The sequence below is a fragment of the Collinsella sp. UBA1693 genome (assembly GCF_002320115.1).
In the GTDB taxonomy this organism is placed as follows: domain Bacteria; phylum Actinomycetota; class Coriobacteriia; order Coriobacteriales; family Coriobacteriaceae; genus Collinsella; species Collinsella tanakaei.
This window is the reverse complement of sequence record NZ_DCJT01000001.1, coordinates 114,214-131,309: the sequence shown is the minus strand read 5'-3', so window position 1 is coordinate 131,309 and position 17,096 is coordinate 114,214. Positions and strand designations below refer to the sequence as shown.

Below are 17,096 nucleotides of genomic sequence, written 5' to 3'. Positions count from 1 at the left end.
AGGAGGTGCCCCATGAAGAGGAAAGACAACGAGCGCGGCTTTGGACAAGGAAAGAGGACGAGGGGGCGCGGAGTCCTGGCGGCGGTGATCGGCGCGGGCCTCATTGCGTGTGGGGCCGTTGCCCTTGGCGGCGTTGTTCCCTCATTGTTTAACGTCTCCATTGTCGATGTGGTGAGCGCGGAGTCGATGGACAAGGGTTCCACTCGCGCTGTAACAAACGCGACGGCGCTAAGCCGTTCGAACGGCGCTCGCCCTGGCGAGGCGGCGCTCTATAAGATGCTTGCCTACGCCGAGCCGTGGTCTGTCGCGCAGGGCGAATGGGTGAAGCTTGACAGCGATGCACTTGCCAACCGAGACGTGCCCATTCAGGTCGAGGGTTGGAAGGGGGCCATTAATGTGAGGGTCAACGGCGTGAATCTATACGGTAGCTCGGAGGAAGCCGGGCTAACGGTAGATGACCTTACATTTGATATCAACGGCTCGGACGAGGCCCGGCAAGGGAAGTACGGAGATGCGGAATACGGCGTGGCTAGGCTTAGCATGACCGTTGAGAATGTCGACGCCTTGTTCCGTAATCCCGAGACGGGCGACTTCGAAGACGGTGTCCGTGCAAATCTGGGCGAGTGGCGCCTTAATCCGTGCGCCATCGAGGGCGGGGTTCCTCAGGATGAATTGCGCCTGGATTCAGAGTTTGGCTACGGAGGCTACTTCTACGCTGCTCGCGTCAACGCTGCAAGTGATAGTGTTGGCCTGCCCGTAATTGGGCGGGGGGAGACCGCGGACGTTAGCCTGTATTTCTGGGTTCCCATGCGCGATCTGGACGCCGTTCGAGAGGGGCGCATTGGTCTTGAGGCTCATGTTGGTATGCTTGCCAACAATGAAGGCGTAGCGGTTTTCAATAATGTGCTTACGTTTGAGCTTTCGGCAGCCAAGGTGTAAGGGCAAGTATGAGGGGGGGCGATGGAGCGGGGCGATATGAGAGGGGAGAGGATGGACGAGGTCAAAGGCGGTCTTGGGGATACACGGCTCGAACAAGTGATCAAAAGGTCAGCTTGCGCCGCCAGCGCTATTGCCGGGCACCTTTCATCTCCAACGGGGCTGACTATTTGGGCCGCCGTACTTGCGGCATGTCCCGCAGCGCCGTTGACGCCGCTCAATATGTCCGCGTATTCTAGTCGCTATTCCTTTATGGCCGCCGGGTTGCTGTGCGCCGTCGTGCTGGATGCCGTGGGGCGCTTTCCTTTGCATGGTCCTCAGCGCCTCAGCTCCCGTGCCTCCCTTGTTGCCGTGGCAGGCCTTGTTGCAACCGCACCCATCCCTCTTATCCCCGGTGCGTTTCTGGCCGCGGGCGGCCGCGTTCCCTATACGGTGTCTTCGATGTTTACCAGAGCGATGTTTTTCGTGGCAGCCTTGTCATGGGGGCTGCTCGCAATAAGGGCGTGCAGCGCGATGGGGCAGGACCCATCTGGCAAAGTGGGGCAATATACGCCGCATGGCAGGGGCGTTTCCATGCTCCGTCGCGCCGCGCTCGTTTTGCTCGGTAGCTTGATGCTCATAGGGTTTGCGCGTCCCGTCGTCCTCATCATCGCAACATCCTTGGGCGGCATTGTGGTTCCCGATCTTCCCGCTATGTGGAGAGATGCATTTCAAGGTGGTTGGCAAGTACAGTGGGCGACGGCGTACCGCGTCATGCCTGTCGAGGTTGTTGTTGCAGGCTACATCCTGCCCGCCGTGTTGAATGCCGCTTCCGTTGTTGGTATCGCGGCACTTGGATACCGTGCGGCCTCTTCGCTGTCTGCGTGGTCATATACGGGCGCCCAAGAAGATGATGCTCGCCTCCAGCCGGGTGTTCTTGTTGTTGGTTCCGTGGCGCTGGGGATGGCCGCCTGGGCTCTCATCTCCCAGGCGTGGCGTCCTTCGCCGTGGAATGCGCTGCCGTATTGCATTGCCGCGCTGCTGCTAAACGCTGCCTTGGTGATGCTTGCTGCGAATGCCGCAAAGTGCCTGCGCGCCGCAGAGGAGGAGCTTCCCGCCAGCAATCTGGCAAAAGAAAGCCCCGCCGCGCCGCGCCGTGATCTTCCCGCGGCGTTCGATGCGCTTACAGATCGCGAGCGCCGTTGCTTGGAGCTTGCTTTGGAGGGGTTGCCTTCGGCGGACATTGCGGAGCGGTTGGGAATACGTCCCTCAACCGTTCGCACGTATCTGCAGCGCGCGTATAAGAAGGGCGGTTTTGAATCGCTTGAGGGAGTAAAGGAGTCGCTGGGCGGTATAGAGGATCCGGATGCCGTGCAAATTGGGAGTATGGACAAGGAGGGGACACCCCTCTCCATGCCGTGCATATCGCAGCGTTGCCGGTTCATGCTTGTCGTTGGCCTCATCCTAACCGTTGCCGGTTTGTCCGCTCCTTTACCCTATGGGTTTCCTTGTTGGGGAGAAGCCTCGACGTGGGCCCTTGCGATTGTGTTTGGCAGCGCTCCCATGGTGGCGGCATCGGTGCTGGGCCCGGCGTTTGGGCTGGTGGTGGACGATGAAATCCGCTCGTCCGCCCGCCTTGCTTGTCGCGTTTGCCTGGGCGCGTGCGTCGCCCTTGCTGTTTTTTCGCTTGGTTTGCTGGCTTTTCGTTTGCACGGGGCGTGGTTGCATGCGAGCGAGTTTGGGTCGCCCCTTAGTTTTGCAAAGTTCATGCTGTTGAGCGGGATGATTGCATCTACTTTGGCGCTGTTTGCGTGCGCAGGGGTGCAGAACATGGCGCGCGCTTCGGCGTTGACGTGCGTGTTCGCGATGGTTGTGTGCAGCGCGAACGCGGTTCCGGGTATCGTCCTAACAATCTCTGGCGTCTGCGTTGTTCTGCTCGCTTGCCTGGAGGTTGGCTTCACAGCGCTCAAGAGCATGCGCCAGGTGGGTCTCGCGGGCGATTACGCCACGGACGAAGATCCAACGAAGGGTAGCGGTCGCCAGCGGAGCGCGCCGTATCATGCATGGTCGTCCACGCTGGCTCTTTGCGCTCCGGCCCTGTTCGCCGGCATCGTGTTCGAGCAAAACATGCGCTCCGCGTTCGCGGGCAGCGGCGCTTCCGACTACCTACTTGCGGTGGCTTGCACCTCGTTCACCGTTGTGCTGGCCGTGGCGGTGTGGCGTCGCTCGCGAGATTTCGTTGTCCCTATACTTGCGGCGCTGGCGTTCTTGTCCATCGATGCCATAAGAGCGTTTCAATTGTCGCCCTCTCCTGACATGGCGGCGCTTGGATTGATGGTGGCAATTGCTTGCGCGTTCTTAGCTTCGTGTCATTTGGGTGCGGCTCGCGTCAACCAGATGGCACTGCCCGTGCTTTTTATGGGCTTGGGAGCGCTGGCGAGTTTTCGCCTGTTCAATGTTTTGGACGATGTAAGCTCGAATCCCTTTATCGCCTACCAGACGCCGGTGGCTCAATGGAGTTTCTGGCTTCCGCAAGCGTATATCGACCCTGCGGTTTGGCCCGTGCTGGCGATCTTGGTTCTGTTTATGGCTGCGCTTGGGGCAGCGTTTATCGCGATGGTGATAGCGTTTTGGCGTTTGTGGGCAACGGCATTCGATGAGCTCGAGATGGGTGAAGTGGTGGAGTCTGCGGCGTTTGACCAGGCACGGCTAAGGAGCTACTTGATTGGCAGGGGCCTAAACGATCTTCAGGCTACTGTGGTCCTGGGCGTATTGAAGGGGTGGACGAGTGCGCGCATCGCCCGCGAATCAAACTACTCCGTAGGTGCCGTCAACGCGGCTCGAGACGTTGCGTATAAGCGGCTTCGAGTCCATAGCAAGGCGCAGTTGGCGGCGCTGGTCAAGCGCGATGTTGGGTTTTAGATGACGCCCCTGGGCTAAATGGCTCGCAGATTGGCAGGCGCAGCGCAAGAGGGCTTGCAAATAAAAGGGCCGCGCAGCCGCGATGTAAACGGTGCGTGGCCCTTTTCGGTGACCCTTTTGATGGTTCTTCTTGGTCACCCTTTGGATGGGTCGGCGTTACTCGTCCGCGTCCTTACCAAAGGTGTCGCGGTCGGGGGCGAAGCTCTGCATGGCCTCGATGGTGCGGGCAAAGACCTCGTCCAGCTCCCAGCCCAGCATCTCGGCGCCCTGGCGGATCACGTCGCGCGACACGCCGGCGGCGAAGCGCTTGTCCTTGAACTTCTTCTTGAGCGACTTGACGTTGAAGTCCATGACGCTCTTGGACGGGCGCATGATCACGGCGGCGCCGATAAGGCCGGTGAGCTCCTCGGTGGCGAAGAGGATCTTCTCCATCATCAGCTCGGGTTTGGGCAGGTCGGTGTTGTAGTCGCTGGTGTGGCTTTGGATGGCGCGGATTAGCTCGGGCGTGCCGCCGGCCTCCTCGATCAGTGGGGTGGCGTAGAGGGTGTGCATGGCGGGCTCGTCGTCATGCTCCTCCCAGTCCAGGTCGTGCAGCAGGCCCACGATGCCCCAGAATTCCTCGTTCTCCGGATCGTACTCGCGGGCGAAATAGCGCATGGTCTGCTCGACCGTCTCGGCGTGCTCGATATGGAACGGGTCGTGGTTGTGGGCGCTCAGCAGCTCGAAGGCGGCATCGCGCGTCATGCCGGCGTTTAGGGTTGACATGAATGTGCTCCTTCCAATGTAGCTTCCTTAAGAAAAAAGGCGTCCGAGACCCTGCCTTATAACGCGTTGAAAACGCGCCGTACCTACGGACTGGGGTCGGACGCCTTGAACCCTTCACCCGGTGATGAAGGAGGCAGATTCTTTGGACTATAGCACCTATGGGCGCGCAGGTCGATGCATGGGCCGGATGCGTTAGTTGAAGCTGGGGTCCATCTGCGCCAGGCGCTTCTCAACATCATCTTCCGTGCATTCGAGCGCCACGGCAAGCTCCTCCAGAGCACGGCGGTGGGCTTCTTTAAGCACTCGCGTGTAATAGCTGCTGGGCTTTTTATCCTGCGCCTGGGCATCGTGGATGCGCTGGCGCATGGTCTTCGCGACGCGAATGGTCTGCGGCGCCCCATATTTGAGCTGCTTCTTAAAGTAGGTCTCCTCAAGCGAGCTGTTGCGCTCCGTAAAGGGGTCGACTTCAATCTCGTCGTAATCGTCCAAAAGACGTTCCGCGACTTCGCGAGAGATGCAGGTGTGCAGGCGATCTTGCTGCGCAACCGGGTACATCATGCGCGTTTTGGCGTGACCGTGCTTCGCTTCCAGGATGATCATGGGGGAGGGCGCATCTTCATAGCCCATTACGGTGCAGACGCCCTGTCCCGGGTGGATAATGTGCTCGCCGATACTAAACATGCTCTTACTCCATCACTTGCGAATCTGATACGCTACTAATTTTTGCGACTTCCTAATCATAGCATGCGCATTGGAATATGGACTTGAAGTCTCCATAAAACCATCCCCGTACGCTGCGTGTTTTACATAATTGGCTAATATGTGAAAAGAAAAGCCGCTGGTAGAAGGCAAGGTATGTTTTCTGGCCCAAACGCCGGACGATATGTATGACATTGAGCGCGGTATGCTGATTCGCCGATGTTTTGTTAGCGGACACATATATAAGCTACCAGCAAATACAGCAGTATGTTAAAGTACCAAGCACATCCATGCATGTGCCCCGCGAGACCAACATTTCGGGGCGGGAATTTGAGGAGGATCATTTATGCCAGAGAAGATTGAAGAGCTGGTGCGCGCTGCGCTCGCCGCTGCCCAGGAAGCCGGCGATCTGCCCGCGTTCGACCTGGAGGATTGCGGCCTGGAGCGACCGGCTGACACTTCTCACGGCGAGTGGACCTCCACCTGCGCCCTTAAGTCGGCCAAGCTCGCCCACTGCGCCCCCAAGAAGATCGCCGACGCCATCGCGGCCAACATGCCCCAGGACGCCTCCATCGCCAAGGTAGAGGTCGCAGGCCCGGGCTTCATCAACTTCTACCTCAACGCCGCGGCCAACAACGCCGTGCTGGCAGAGGCCCGCGCCAAGGGCATGGACTTCGCTAAGTCCAACGTCGGCGGCGGCCTCAAGACCCAGGTCGAGTTCGTCTCCGCCAACCCCGTCGGCCCCATGCACGTGGGTCACGGCCGCTGGGCCGCTCTGGGCGATTCGCTCTGCCGCGTGATGAGCCACGCCGGCTACGACATCCAGCGCGAGTTCTACATCAACGACCACGGTTCCCAGATGGACGTCTTTGGCAACTCCATCTCCTACCGTTACATGCAGCTGGTCGAGATCATGGAGAAGCAGGGCCTGGACATCGACGCCGCCCGCGACTTCCTCGCCAAGGACCGCGACAACTACGTTCAGGACGAGGCCGACGAGCACCTGGACAGCCACCCCTACATGGACGCCTTCACCCAGGGTCTGGGCGGCAACGCCTACGGCGGCACCTACATCATCGACGAGGCCGCTGCCTTCTATAAGAAGGACGGCGACAAGTGGGCCCACGCCACGGATGAGGAGCGCATGCTCTATTTCCGCGAGGAGGGCTACGCCAAGATGGTGGAGAACATGCGCCAGCTGTGCCATGACGTCCGCTGCGACTTCGACAAGTGGTTCTCCGAGCGCACCGTCTACATCAAGGACACCGAGGGCCCCAACGCCGGCACCTCCGCGGTAGACCGCGCCTTCGCCAAACTCGATGAGATGGGCTATCTCTACAACAAGGACGGCGCTCTGTGGTTCCGCTCCACCGACCTGGGCGATGACAAGGACCGCGTCCTGGTCAAGGCCAACGGCGAGTACACCTACTTCGCTTCGGACGTCGCCTACCACTGGGATAAGTTCCAGCGCGTCGACCACGTCATCGACATCTGGGGCTGCGACCACCACGGCTACATCAACCGCGTCCGCTGCGTCTGCGACGCTTTGGGCTACCCCGGCAAGTTCGAGGTCCTGCTGGGCCAGTTTGTCAACCTGCTGCGCAACGGTCACCCCATCCGCATGTCCAAGCGCAAGGGCACCATGGTCACCTTCCAGGAGCTCGTGGACGAGGTCGGCGCCGACGCCACCCGCTACACGCTGATCTCCCGCTCTTCCAACCAGGCCATCGACTTCGATATCGAGGCCGTTAAGGAGAAGAGCCAGAACAACCCGGTGTACTACGTGCAGTACGCCCACGCCCGCATCTGCTCCATCCTGCGCAAGGCCGCCGGCGTCACGCCGGAGCAGGCTGCCGAGATGGGCATGGACGCCGTGGCCGCCCAGGCTATCGGCGAGAACGTGGACTACGCGCTGCTGACCGATCCCACCGAGCTTGCGCTCTCCCGTAAGATCTCCGAGCTCGAGGACCTTATCGCCAGCTGCGCCCGCGACCGCGCGCCGTTCCGCCTCACCCACTTCGCAGAGGAGCTGGCCGGCGGCTTCCACAGCTTCTACCAGGCCTGCCAGGTGCTGCCTAGCGAGGGTCGCCCGGTCGACGCCGAGCTGTCCCGCGCCCGCCTGGCCGCATGCGATGCTGTTCGCAACGTGCTGGCGCTCACCCTCTCGCTCATCGGCGTTTCCGCGCCCGAGCAGATGTAGTTCACGAGGCAGCGGCAACGTGCGCTAGCTTTCACAATCCGTGATGTTTGGAGCCCTCGCCCGCGCGGGGGCTCTTTTCATGCCTACTTGGATGCGTCGCGACGCGTCCGGCAACCTAATCCAATTAAGAATTTCAGTCTGGCCGGGGTGTAGACCATAAAAAGCTGTGCCGTTTGTCCAATGCGTTTGCAATACGTGAATGCGCTTTAAGCGACATGTGCTACACTCAGGGTCGTTACGTGCAAGCTGCATGGCGGCGGCACTATTGAACACCCCTTTCCTTATAGCGTAGAAGCGCATGTGCGACCCCATGTGGGCAACTTGTCGTATATCGCGACGCGACATAGGAGGTTTCATCATGAAGTTCTTCATCGATACCGCCAATTTGGATGAGATTGCAGAGGCGAAGAGCTGGGGCTGCCTTGCCGGCGTCACCACCAATCCCTCGCTGTACGCAAAGACGGGTGGCAAGCTCGCGGATTTTGAATCCTATATGCTCAAGATCGCCGAGCTTTGCGAAGGGCTTCCCGTCTCCGCCGAGTCTACTGCAGCCACGGCGGACGGTATGGTCGAGGAGGGTTTGCGCCTGGCCGCGCTTGCTCCCAACATTGTCATCAAGCTACCGGTTTGCGAGGCGGGCTTGGAGGCGTGCCGCAAGCTTGCGGACAAAGGCGTGCGCGTCAACATGACGCTGGTGTTCTCCGCCCCGCAGGCGCTGCTGGCCGCTAACGCCGGCGCGCGCTACATCAGCCCGTTTATCGGGCGGTTCGACGATATCTCCGAAGACGGCGTTGCCCAGCTTGCAGATGTTGTTACCTGCATTGGTAACTATGACTGGAGCGGCAAGAACGTCGACGACAAGGTAGAGATCATCGCCGCGTCCGTACGCACGCCAAACCATGTTACCCAGGCTGCCCTTATGGGCGCCGATATAGCAACGGTGCCCCTTGGGGCGCTGAAAAAATGCCTCAGGCATCCCCTGACGGATAGGGGAATCGCTTCTTTTGAGGCTGACTGGAAGAAAGTTGAGCAGGCATAGTGTCAGACGATAACAAGACCGAGTCCGTGGAGGCGTCCGCAGCGCCGTCCAGCCAGGTTGAAACTCGCCAGCAGGTTGAGGCTCCCGCGCCCGCACCGGCTCGTGTGGCGGAGATGAAGCCCGCTGGGGATGCGGTGCCCGCGGCGGCAGAGAAGCCCGCGGTGGCAGAGCGCCCTGCATCCGCAGCGCAGCCGGTAGATGAAAAGCCCGCTGCCGAGAAGCCCGCGCGCAAGCCCAGGGCGACTCGTTCCAAAGCCGCTAAGAAGGACGAGGGCGATGCTGCGGTTTCCGATTCCGCAGCTCCTAAGGCGGACGATGCGCCGCAGGCGGCAGAGGAAGCTCCAAGGCCCCGTCGCCGTGGCCGCAAGCCCAAAGCGGTAGAGGAGCAGGTGGAGCAGGCGCCCAAGCCGCGCCGCGGTCGCAAGCCCAAGGCCGCCAAGGCGGAGGCCGCCCCAGAGCAGGCCCCGTCTGCAGAGGTTGCCCAGGCCCGCGCCCTTGCCCAGATTTCCCAGGCGTCTGTGGTACGCCGCCAGCGCCGTATGGAGGAGCGCGCCGCAGAGATGCTCGCATCCGCCGGTTCCCCTGATAGCGACGCTGCGCCTACCCAGCTCGACGCCGCATCGCTGATCGATCCCGCGCTGAGGCCGCACCGCCGCGGCCGCAAGCCCAAGGCATATATCGAGGCCGAGCGCGCCGCCGCCGCTGCCCTAGCCGCCGCGAAGCTCGCCTCGCAGGGGGACGCCCCCGCCCGTGAGACCCAGGACCAGCCCGCGCAAACGCACCCCGCCCAGGACCAGCCCGCGCAGGCTCCGCTCAAAGAGGCATCCGCCTTCGAACCCGTTTCCGCTGACGCAGAGAAGGCGTCTGCTGAGTCTGAGAAGAAATCCGATAACCGTCCCGGTCGCGCCCGCCGCGCGGCTTCCAAGGCAAAGCTCCAGGCAGATGAGGCCAAGGATGAGAAGCCCGTGGACGCTGCCCCGGTAGAGGCGCCAGCGGCGCCGGAGCCCTCTCAGGGCGAAGATGATGCCGCCAAGGACGAGAAGCCGGCAGCTCTTACCGAAGAGCAGCCGCAGGGCCGCCAATCTCGCCGCTCCCACTCCACGCGCGCGCGTGATCGCCAGCAGGGCGAGGAGGGCACGGAGCAGCGCTTCGATCGACCCCAGCGCAACGACCGCAACGATCGCGGCGACCGCAATGACCGTAACGGCAACGACCGCGCCGATCGCAACGATAAGCGAAATAACAAGCAGAACCGCAAGCAGCGCAACAATCGCTTCAACGGTCCCGTGGAGCCCAGCGTCTCTCGCGAAGAGCTTGCCGCCTGCAAGGTCGCCGAGCTGCGAGAGAAGGCCAAGGAGCTCAACATCGACTACGTCGGCAAGAAGAAAGCCGAGTTGGTCGAAGAGGTCTACGCCGCCACCGCCCGCGCCGAGGGCTTCCGCGATATAGAGGGCATCCTGGATATCACCAATGAGGGCTTTGGCTACATTCGCGCCCACGGCTACATGCCCAGCCGCGATGACGCTTTTGTTCCCGCCAACATGATTCGCGCCGCCGGCCTTCGCTGCGGCGACATGATCGCCGGCACCCTGCGCCCCTCGCGCGCTAACGACAAGTTCCCCGGCCTGGCCAAGATTCGCAGCATCAACGGCCGCGATCCGGAGGAGATGAGGCATCGTCCAAAGTTTGCGGACCTCACGCCCATCTATCCCAACGAGCCCCTCAAGATGGAGCATGGCAAGGAGTCCATCACCGGCCGCGCCATCGACATCGTGGCTCCGGTTGGCAAGGGCCAGCGCGGCCTCATCGTCTCGCCGCCCAAGGCCGGCAAGACCACCATCTTGAAGAAGATCTGCCAGTCCATCGCCACCAACAACCCCGAGGTGCACCTGATCTGCCTGCTGGTGGACGAGCGACCCGAAGAGGTCACGGACATGCAGCGCTCCATCCGCGGCGACGTGGTCGCCTCTACGTTCGACATGCCGGCGGACAACCACACCCGCGTGTCCGAGCTGGTCATCGAGCGCGCCAAGCGCATCGTCGAGATGGGTGGCGACGTAGTGGTGGTGCTTGACTCCATCACCCGCCTTGCGCGCGCGTACAACCTGGCCGCCCCTGCATCTGGCCGCATTCTGTCCGGCGGCGTGGACTCCGCGGCGCTGTACCCGCCCAAGCGCTTTTTGGGTGCCGCCCGCAACATCGAGAACGGCGGCTCGCTCACCATCTTGGCATCCGCGCTGGTCGACACCGGCTCTAAGATGGACGAGGTCATCTTCGAGGAGTTCAAGGGCACCGGCAACATGGAACTCAAGCTCGACCGCGACCTGGCCGACCGTCGAATCTTCCCGGCTATCGATCCCGTCCAGTCCGGTACCCGCAACGAGGATCTGCTTATCGACAAGAGCATCCAGCCGTTTGTTTGGGGTATTCGCAGGATCCTGGCGAATATGAACAACACCGAGCGTGCGGCGGCGTCGTTCATCAAGGGTCTCAAGGGCACCAACAGCAACGAGGAATTCCTCATCCGCTCCGCGAAGAAGGCGGCGGATCACCCGGACGCCATGTAGCCGCGGCGTATCCTCGTCCTTATTAACAAATAGCCGGCAGGCGCTTCCTACTTAAGGATTCGCCTGCCGGCCTTTTTCTATAGAGCTTCTTATAGGGCCCCTATGGCACGCTCGATCTTGAGGGCGAGCTTATAGGGGACGACGCGCGAGGCGGCGTAGAGCGCCTTCATGTCGGCGGCGGGAATGCACAGGCTTTTGCCCAGCCGCGCGCTGCGCAGGGCCGCCTTGACCACGTGATCGGGCTTTTCGAACCCTATGACGGTCATCTTCTTGGCGGCGCGCTTGTCGCCAGGAGAGCTGAGAAACTCCGTGTCCATGAACTTGGGGCACACGGCGGTCACGTGAATGTCCACGTCGCCCAGCTCCGCGTCAAGCGAGCGCGAGACGTCCAGGATAAACCGCTTTGCCGCAGAGTATACGGCCAGGCGCGGCTGGGGGATGAAGGATGCCACGCTGGCGATGTTGATGATTCTGGAGCCGGCGCTCATAAACGGCAGCGTGCGGTACATCATCTCGATGGGCGCGCGGACCAGCAGTTCTATCATGCGGGGCGCGTCATCGCGCTTCTGCAGCGCCATATCGCCAAAAACGCCAAAGCCCGCGTTGTTGACCAGCAGCGTCACCTGGGCGTCCTTGGTTTCCGCCAGCGCCCCCTCGACCAGATCGAATGAGAGGGGGTCGGTGAGGTCCAGGCAAAACGGGCGCACGGGCGTGCCGGTGGTCCTTACCAACGCCTCCAGACGCTCCGCGCGGCGCGCGATAACCCAGATCTCGTCCACTTTGCCGCATTCGCCTTGGTCGATATGGCGGACAAACTCTCTACCAAGACCCGAGGACGCCCCCGTGACAATCGCGATTTTTGGCATCGATTCCTCCTTTGCAGGCTTACTCACATACCTACGTTTCTTCCCCGTAGGGCCGCGTTGCAACCATGCGGTTGCCGTATGCCGCAAATCAATGTAGCGTTACCAAGTATTCTTGCTTTAAACAGCGAATTCTCGCATAATACGTGTAATGTTCGCGACGGAAAACGCAGATGAATCAAACCACTATCCGTTGCTTGGATGAATGGTCCAACACAACCGTTCTTTGTGATCCCCGCGAGCGCGCACGCACAGATACGCTTTCGCCCCCGGCGGCAGCGCCAACTATTCGCAGCATGAGGAGACGGTCATGGCTTCCAAACAGCATGGACACCGCGCAATCGCCGTGGGTATTTCCGGTGGCATAGGCCTCGCCGTGCCGCTTCTAGCCCATGTCGCCACGCAGTCCTCGCCTGAGGCCCAGGCGACCGTTGCCTCCTTAAGCATCCCCTTTGCTCTGGGGTCGTTTGCGGGAGTGGGAGCCTACGTGCTCTCGAGCTCGCTGTTCGACATGATGGATCGCCGCGAGGCCGAGCGCGCCGTCGAATCTGCTTCTGTCGCCGCCACCGCCCAAGTCGACGCTCCTGCCGCCGCGCAGGGCGCCTTTGCGCAGGAATCCGGCAGCGCGGCGCCGTTCGTCGCGGGCGAGTGCGCGTCTGCCGCCGTCACCACGTCATTTGAGGCGGATATCGAGCGCTTCTTTGGGCGTCACGGCAAGCCCGACGACGTTCCCGTGATTGCGCGCGCCGCCGACGCCATGTCCGAGGCCCAGGCGTGGGAGGAAATCGACTCCATGCTCTCGGACAGCTCGCCTGTTAGCTGCGATCCCTTGCAGTCCAAGGACATTTACCAGATCGCGCTCGAGGAGCTCGCCCGCTCCGGCGCTACCGGTGTGGTTGGCCGGGCCTCCGCGGCCCGCCATGCCGCCCCTGCGGCCGCCGCGGGAGCATCCGCCGATGCGGCCGTCGCAACCGACGCAGCCGCCGCCGGTGACGCCTCCGTCCCCGCGGACGCTACGGCTACCTTCATGGCGATAGCCGCATCGCGCGAGGGCGTTACCGAGTCTCTTTCCAAAGATCGCTTGGACGAGATCGCCTCGCGCGAGGCCGCCATGGGCTCTCTCGACATCATGGTCGCGGAAGAGGACATGCCCGCCGTGGCGCCCGTGGCGCAGCCGGCGCAGCCCGTAACGGTCGCTCCGCAGGTGGGCGCTGCCGTGCAGGCAACCTCGCTGATCGATCTTGATTTGGACGAGCCCTCCGGCTTTGTATTCCAGCCTGCTCAGGCGGGCCCCGTCGCCGTCGCCTCGGATGCCGCAGATGCCGCGGACGTGGCTGCAGAGCCCGTCGCCCCTGTGGCGTCCTCGTCCACGGACAATGAATCCCAGACCGTCGAGGTCCCCATGGTCGACTATTCCGGTCATGAGGAGATGTGGGCGGAGGCCCTGGCGATTCTGGAAGAGCCCGCCGCGCCCGCAGCACCCATGGGGGCGCACTTCGCCCCGCGCGTCGCCGCCGTCAACGAGGGACGCCGCGCAACCGCCGTGCATTCCCACGTCAACCAGCTTCTGGACCAAGAGCTCAATCACATCGAGTCGCAAAGCATGCGTCATACCAGCCGCGAGTTCCTGCGCGTTATCCAGGGCGGCACCGCCGCCATGCCGCGCTTGCAGGCGGAGGAGGCGTAGGCTCCCATGCAGAGGCTACGGTCCTCCATATCGATTCCCTGGCTGGTGGCATCCGTCGTCATCATCCTCGCCATATGGTGCAATTCCATGGTTCCGGGATCCGACAGCTCGGAGATCAGCCATGGCGTGCTCGCCATGGTCCAAGGCTTCCTCGTCGACCTCGGTCTGCCCGCAAGCTGGGTCAGCAACTTCATCATCCGCAAGATGGCCCACTTCACCGAGTACGCGGCGCTGGGCGTCTCCGTGTCCGCCGCGCTTGATCGCCATGCGCATCTGGACTGCGCCCGCGTGCTTTCCATTGTCTCCACCGTGTTGATCGCGGCTTCTTTGGACGAGGTCATCCAGCTCTTTGTTCCGGGCCGTTGCGGCCAGGTGGCAGACGTGCTCCTCGATTGCATGGGCGCTATAACGGGCGTCGCCGCGAGCTCTTTTGTAAGGCGCAGGATAGCAAAGCGCTCCATAAGCTAACCTATGTTCCCACGGCTTCTCCAGCCTTGTATCATGGTGCAGAAGTATATCCTGTACCTGATTATGCATGTGCTTCTAATCAGGTATCATTACACGCTGTGCATCGTACGGGAAGCGGCTGTCCAGATGGCAGAATCCACGTGGTCCCGTCGGAATAAAGGGAGGGGATGTACGTGGACGCAGCTAGCTTGGCGAGAATGCAATTCGCATTCACCGCGCTGTATCACTACCTGTTCGTTCCGTTGTCCATCGGTCTCGGACTCATCGTGGCCATCATGACTACCAAGGCGTACAAAAGCCATGATGCCCATGACGAGGCCCGGGCGCAGTTCTGGACCAGGCTGTTCACCATGACGTTTGCCGTGGGCGTCGCAACCGGCATCACCATGGAGTTCTCGTTTGGCACCAACTGGGCGGGCTACTCGCGTTTTGTGGGCGACATCTTTGGCGCGCCGCTTGCAGCCGAAGCCCTGTTTGCCTTCTTCCTCGAGTCGGTCTTTTTGGGCGTGCTGCTGTTTGGCCGCTCGCGCGTGTCGCGCCGCTTCTACATGGTCAGCTCTTGGCTTGTGTGGTTTGGTTCCATGCTCAGCTCGCTTTGGATCATCATCGCCAACTCCTGGATGCAGACGCCCGCGGGCTACAAGGTGGTTGATTCCTACAACGGCAGCAAGGCCGTGCTCACCGACTTTTTCGCTGCCGCGCTCAACCACACCACCCTGCAGCGCTTCTTCCACACCGTCATCGCCCTGCTGATCCTGGGCGCCTTTGTGTGCATCGCCGTGGGAGCCTTCTACTTGTGGAAAAAGCGCGACCAGCGCTCCGCCCACATCTTTATTCGCGTGGGCACTATCGTGGGCGTGGTGACCGCCCTGCTCATGCTGCCCGCCGCCCACGCCCAGGCGCTCGCCGTCGCGCGCACGCAGCCCAGCAAGCTCGCCGCTATGGAGGGCCAGTATGAGGAGGGCCCCGTTGCCCTGTCCCTCTTTGGTTGGGTGGACGAGGAGAAGCAGGAGACCTACGCGCTCTCCATCCCCGGCGGCACCTCCTTCTTGGCGGACCAGAGCTTTGAGACCGAGTATCCCGGCCTCAACGACTTCGCCGAGGACGAGCGTCCCGAGTTTGTAAACGCCATCTTCCAGTCTTACCACGCCATGGTCGCGCTGTTTGGCGTTATCTGCATCACGCTGGTCCTGTCGTTCCTCATCGTCCGCGGAAAGCTGGCCGGCAAGCGCTGGCCGCTGGTCATCCTCATGCTGGCGTGGCTCGCCCCGTACCTGGCCATCGAGTTTGGCTGGATCACCGCAGAGCTCGGCCGTCAGCCGTGGATTGTCTTTGGCGAGCTCAAGACGGTCGACGCGGCATCGGCATCCGTCGACGCCACGCAGCTCATGATCACCATGGGCCTGTTTGTTGTTGTCTACCTGGTTGTGTTCGCAGGCTGGGTGCGCATGGTCGCCAAGACCATCAAGGCCGGCCCGGATGCGTTCCTGGCTACCGACAAGGACGAGGATTCCTCGTCCGCATCGCTGTCCTTTGCCGCCGATACGGCTACTGCAGAAGGGGAGGTGGAGTAGATGACCGCTTTGGGAATCCTGTGGTTTGTCCTTATCGCCGTGCTGATCTGCGGCTACTTTGTTCTGGACGGCTTTGACTTGGGAGCCGGCGTGCTCTATCCGTTCTTGGCCCGCGATGAGCGCGACCGCGCCGTGGTCCGCCGCGCCATCGGCCCGGTGTGGGATGGTAACGAGGTCTGGCTGCTCACCGCGGGCGGCGCGCTGTTCGCCGCGTTCGCCCCGGCCTACGCCACCAGCTTCTCCGGTTTTTATCTGGCTATCATGTTGGTTCTCTTTGGCCTCATCGTCCGCGCCAACGCGCTCGAGTTCCGCGCGCACGACCCGGCGTGGGCCAAGCTGTGGGACGTGCTGTTCTTTGTCGGCAGCCTTTTGCCCGCGTTGCTGTTTGGCGTTGCGGTGGGCAACGTTGTCCAGGGTCTGCCCCTGAACGCCGCCGGTGACTACACCGGCACCTTCTTTGACCTGCTGAGCCCGTTCGCCCTTTCCTGCGGCGTGCTGGGCCTGGTGCACATGCTGGTGCAGGGGAGCTCCTGGATCGCCCTGAAGGCGCCCCAGGGCAGCGGCCTCAAGGCTCGCGCCACCGTCCTTAGCGGACGCCTGGCAATCGCCGACTTGGTTGTCTTTGCGCTGGTTGGCCTGCAGTTCATGATGGTGGTTGTGCCCAATAGCGCCGCCGGCATCACTGCCAACACGGTGTCCTCGGTGTTCGCGCTGGTCTTTGCTGCCTCGCTGGCGGCCGTTGTCGCCTGCAAGGGAACCTGCCGCAAGGCAGACGTCGCCCGCCACGTGCTGGTGAGCCTAGGCTGCGTGGGTCTGGTGGGCATGTTTGCCGCCTCGCTGTTCCCCAACCTTATCCCTGCGACCTCGCCGGCGTTCTCCATCACCATCGCCAACGCCGCCTCGAGCGACCTTACGCTGATCGCCATGACTATCATCGCCTGCATTGGCGTTCCGCTGGTGCTGGTGTATCACGTGATCTCTTACCGTATCTTTAGCGGTAGCCTGGATGATTCCGACCTTACCTACTAGGAAGGGATGGCGCGCCTCTTTGGCGCCCCTATAGTCTTTCCGGCTTGCACGCGGGAAAGATCGCTTTTGTAAGCGCCTCGCCAGGACGACGGGGCGCTTTCTTTTTGATAGGGGATAGGTGCCGTGAGCTGCGACGACGACAGCCGGGTTGTGAAGAGCGTCCGCATGAATAAAAATCTTTTCAAATTGGGTATTGCACGCGCCGCGATTCCGTTGCATAATAGCCTAGCGCTTCGCGCGAGTGAAGACATGGTGGGTGTAGCTCAGTTGGCTAGAGCGACGGGTTGTGGTCCCGTAGGTCGAGGGTTCGAGTCCCTTTACCCACCCCACGCTTCACCTTGAAGACATAGTTGGACCGTTAGCTCAGC

At 61.8% G+C, this 17,096-nt stretch carries 12 protein-coding genes and 1 tRNA gene; 10 read left to right on the top strand and 3 right to left on the bottom strand.

Annotated elements, in window-relative coordinates; translation table 11 throughout:
- Nucleotides 1-12 precede the first annotated feature (12 nt).
- Nucleotides 13-939, top strand: coding sequence for a hypothetical protein (locus tag B3H65_RS00590; protein ID WP_286683711.1), 927 nt, complete (start codon nucleotides 13-15; stop codon nucleotides 937-939).
- Nucleotides 940-1,158: 219 nt separating this feature from the next.
- The gene (locus B3H65_RS00585) at nucleotides 1,159-3,837 is read left to right on the top strand and encodes a sigma factor-like helix-turn-helix DNA-binding protein (protein ID WP_286683710.1); all 2,679 of its coding nucleotides are present in this window, start codon (nucleotides 1,159-1,161) and stop codon (nucleotides 3,835-3,837) included.
- 156 nt (nucleotides 3,838-3,993) lie between these two features.
- Here B3H65_RS00585 and B3H65_RS00580 read toward each other — a convergent pair whose 3' ends face one another.
- Nucleotides 3,994-4,602 (bottom strand): HD family phosphohydrolase, encoded by a 609-nt coding sequence (locus B3H65_RS00580; RefSeq protein WP_117679824.1) that lies wholly within the window; start codon nucleotides 4,600-4,602, stop codon nucleotides 3,994-3,996.
- A 192-nt stretch (nucleotides 4,603-4,794) separates the two neighbouring features.
- Nucleotides 4,795-5,283 (bottom strand): CarD family transcriptional regulator, encoded by a 489-nt coding sequence (locus B3H65_RS00575; protein WP_117679823.1) that lies wholly within the window; start codon nucleotides 5,281-5,283, stop codon nucleotides 4,795-4,797.
- 364 nt (nucleotides 5,284-5,647) lie between these two features.
- Here B3H65_RS00575 and argS point away from each other — a divergent pair, with 364 nt between their 5' ends.
- The 3 genes from argS (at nucleotide 5,648) to rho (ending at nucleotide 11,107) form a co-directional block, all read left to right on the top strand.
- Nucleotides 5,648-7,501 carry an arginine--tRNA ligase gene (gene argS, locus B3H65_RS00570; RefSeq protein WP_286683709.1) on the top strand — a complete coding sequence of 618 codons (1,854 nt, stop codon included), beginning with the start codon at nucleotides 5,648-5,650 and terminating at the stop codon, nucleotides 7,499-7,501.
- A gap of 358 nt (nucleotides 7,502-7,859) precedes the next feature.
- Nucleotides 7,860-8,540 carry a transaldolase family protein gene (locus B3H65_RS00565; RefSeq protein WP_286683708.1) on the top strand — a complete coding sequence of 227 codons (681 nt, stop codon included), beginning with the start codon at nucleotides 7,860-7,862 and terminating at the stop codon, nucleotides 8,538-8,540.
- Nucleotides 8,540-11,107: a transcription termination factor Rho gene (gene rho / locus B3H65_RS00560; protein ID WP_286683707.1), complete on the top strand. Its 2,568-nt coding sequence runs from the start codon at nucleotides 8,540-8,542 to the stop codon at nucleotides 11,105-11,107. The genes B3H65_RS00565 and rho overlap by 1 nt, the downstream gene beginning before the upstream one ends.
- 89 nt (nucleotides 11,108-11,196) lie before the next feature.
- On the opposite strand, the gene B3H65_RS00555 is transcribed toward rho, so the two are convergent.
- A complete protein-coding gene (locus B3H65_RS00555; RefSeq protein WP_286683706.1) occupies nucleotides 11,197-11,973 on the bottom strand; it encodes an SDR family NAD(P)-dependent oxidoreductase in 777 nt (258 codons plus the stop codon).
- A 307-nt stretch (nucleotides 11,974-12,280) separates the two neighbouring features.
- Here B3H65_RS00555 and B3H65_RS00550 point away from each other — a divergent pair, with 307 nt between their 5' ends.
- From B3H65_RS00550 to B3H65_RS00530, 5 genes are all read left to right on the top strand, one after another.
- Nucleotides 12,281-13,657 carry a hypothetical protein gene (locus B3H65_RS00550; protein WP_286683705.1) on the top strand — a complete coding sequence of 459 codons (1,377 nt, stop codon included), beginning with the start codon at nucleotides 12,281-12,283 and terminating at the stop codon, nucleotides 13,655-13,657.
- Between the two features lie 6 nt (nucleotides 13,658-13,663).
- Nucleotides 13,664-14,125: a VanZ family protein gene (locus B3H65_RS00545; RefSeq protein WP_117679817.1), complete on the top strand. Its 462-nt coding sequence runs from the start codon at nucleotides 13,664-13,666 to the stop codon at nucleotides 14,123-14,125.
- Nucleotides 14,126-14,298: 173 nt separating this feature from the next.
- Nucleotides 14,299-15,699, top strand: coding sequence for a cytochrome ubiquinol oxidase subunit I (locus B3H65_RS00540; RefSeq protein ID WP_286683704.1), 1,401 nt, complete (start codon nucleotides 14,299-14,301; stop codon nucleotides 15,697-15,699).
- Nucleotides 15,700-16,728, top strand: a complete 1,029-nt coding sequence (cydB, locus tag B3H65_RS00535; RefSeq protein WP_286683703.1) for a cytochrome d ubiquinol oxidase subunit II — start codon at nucleotides 15,700-15,702, stop codon at nucleotides 16,726-16,728.
- Nucleotides 16,729-16,980: 252 nt separating this feature from the next.
- Nucleotides 16,981-17,057: transfer RNA gene (locus B3H65_RS00530), tRNA-His, on the top strand.
- Nucleotides 17,058-17,096: the final 39 nt, after the last annotated feature.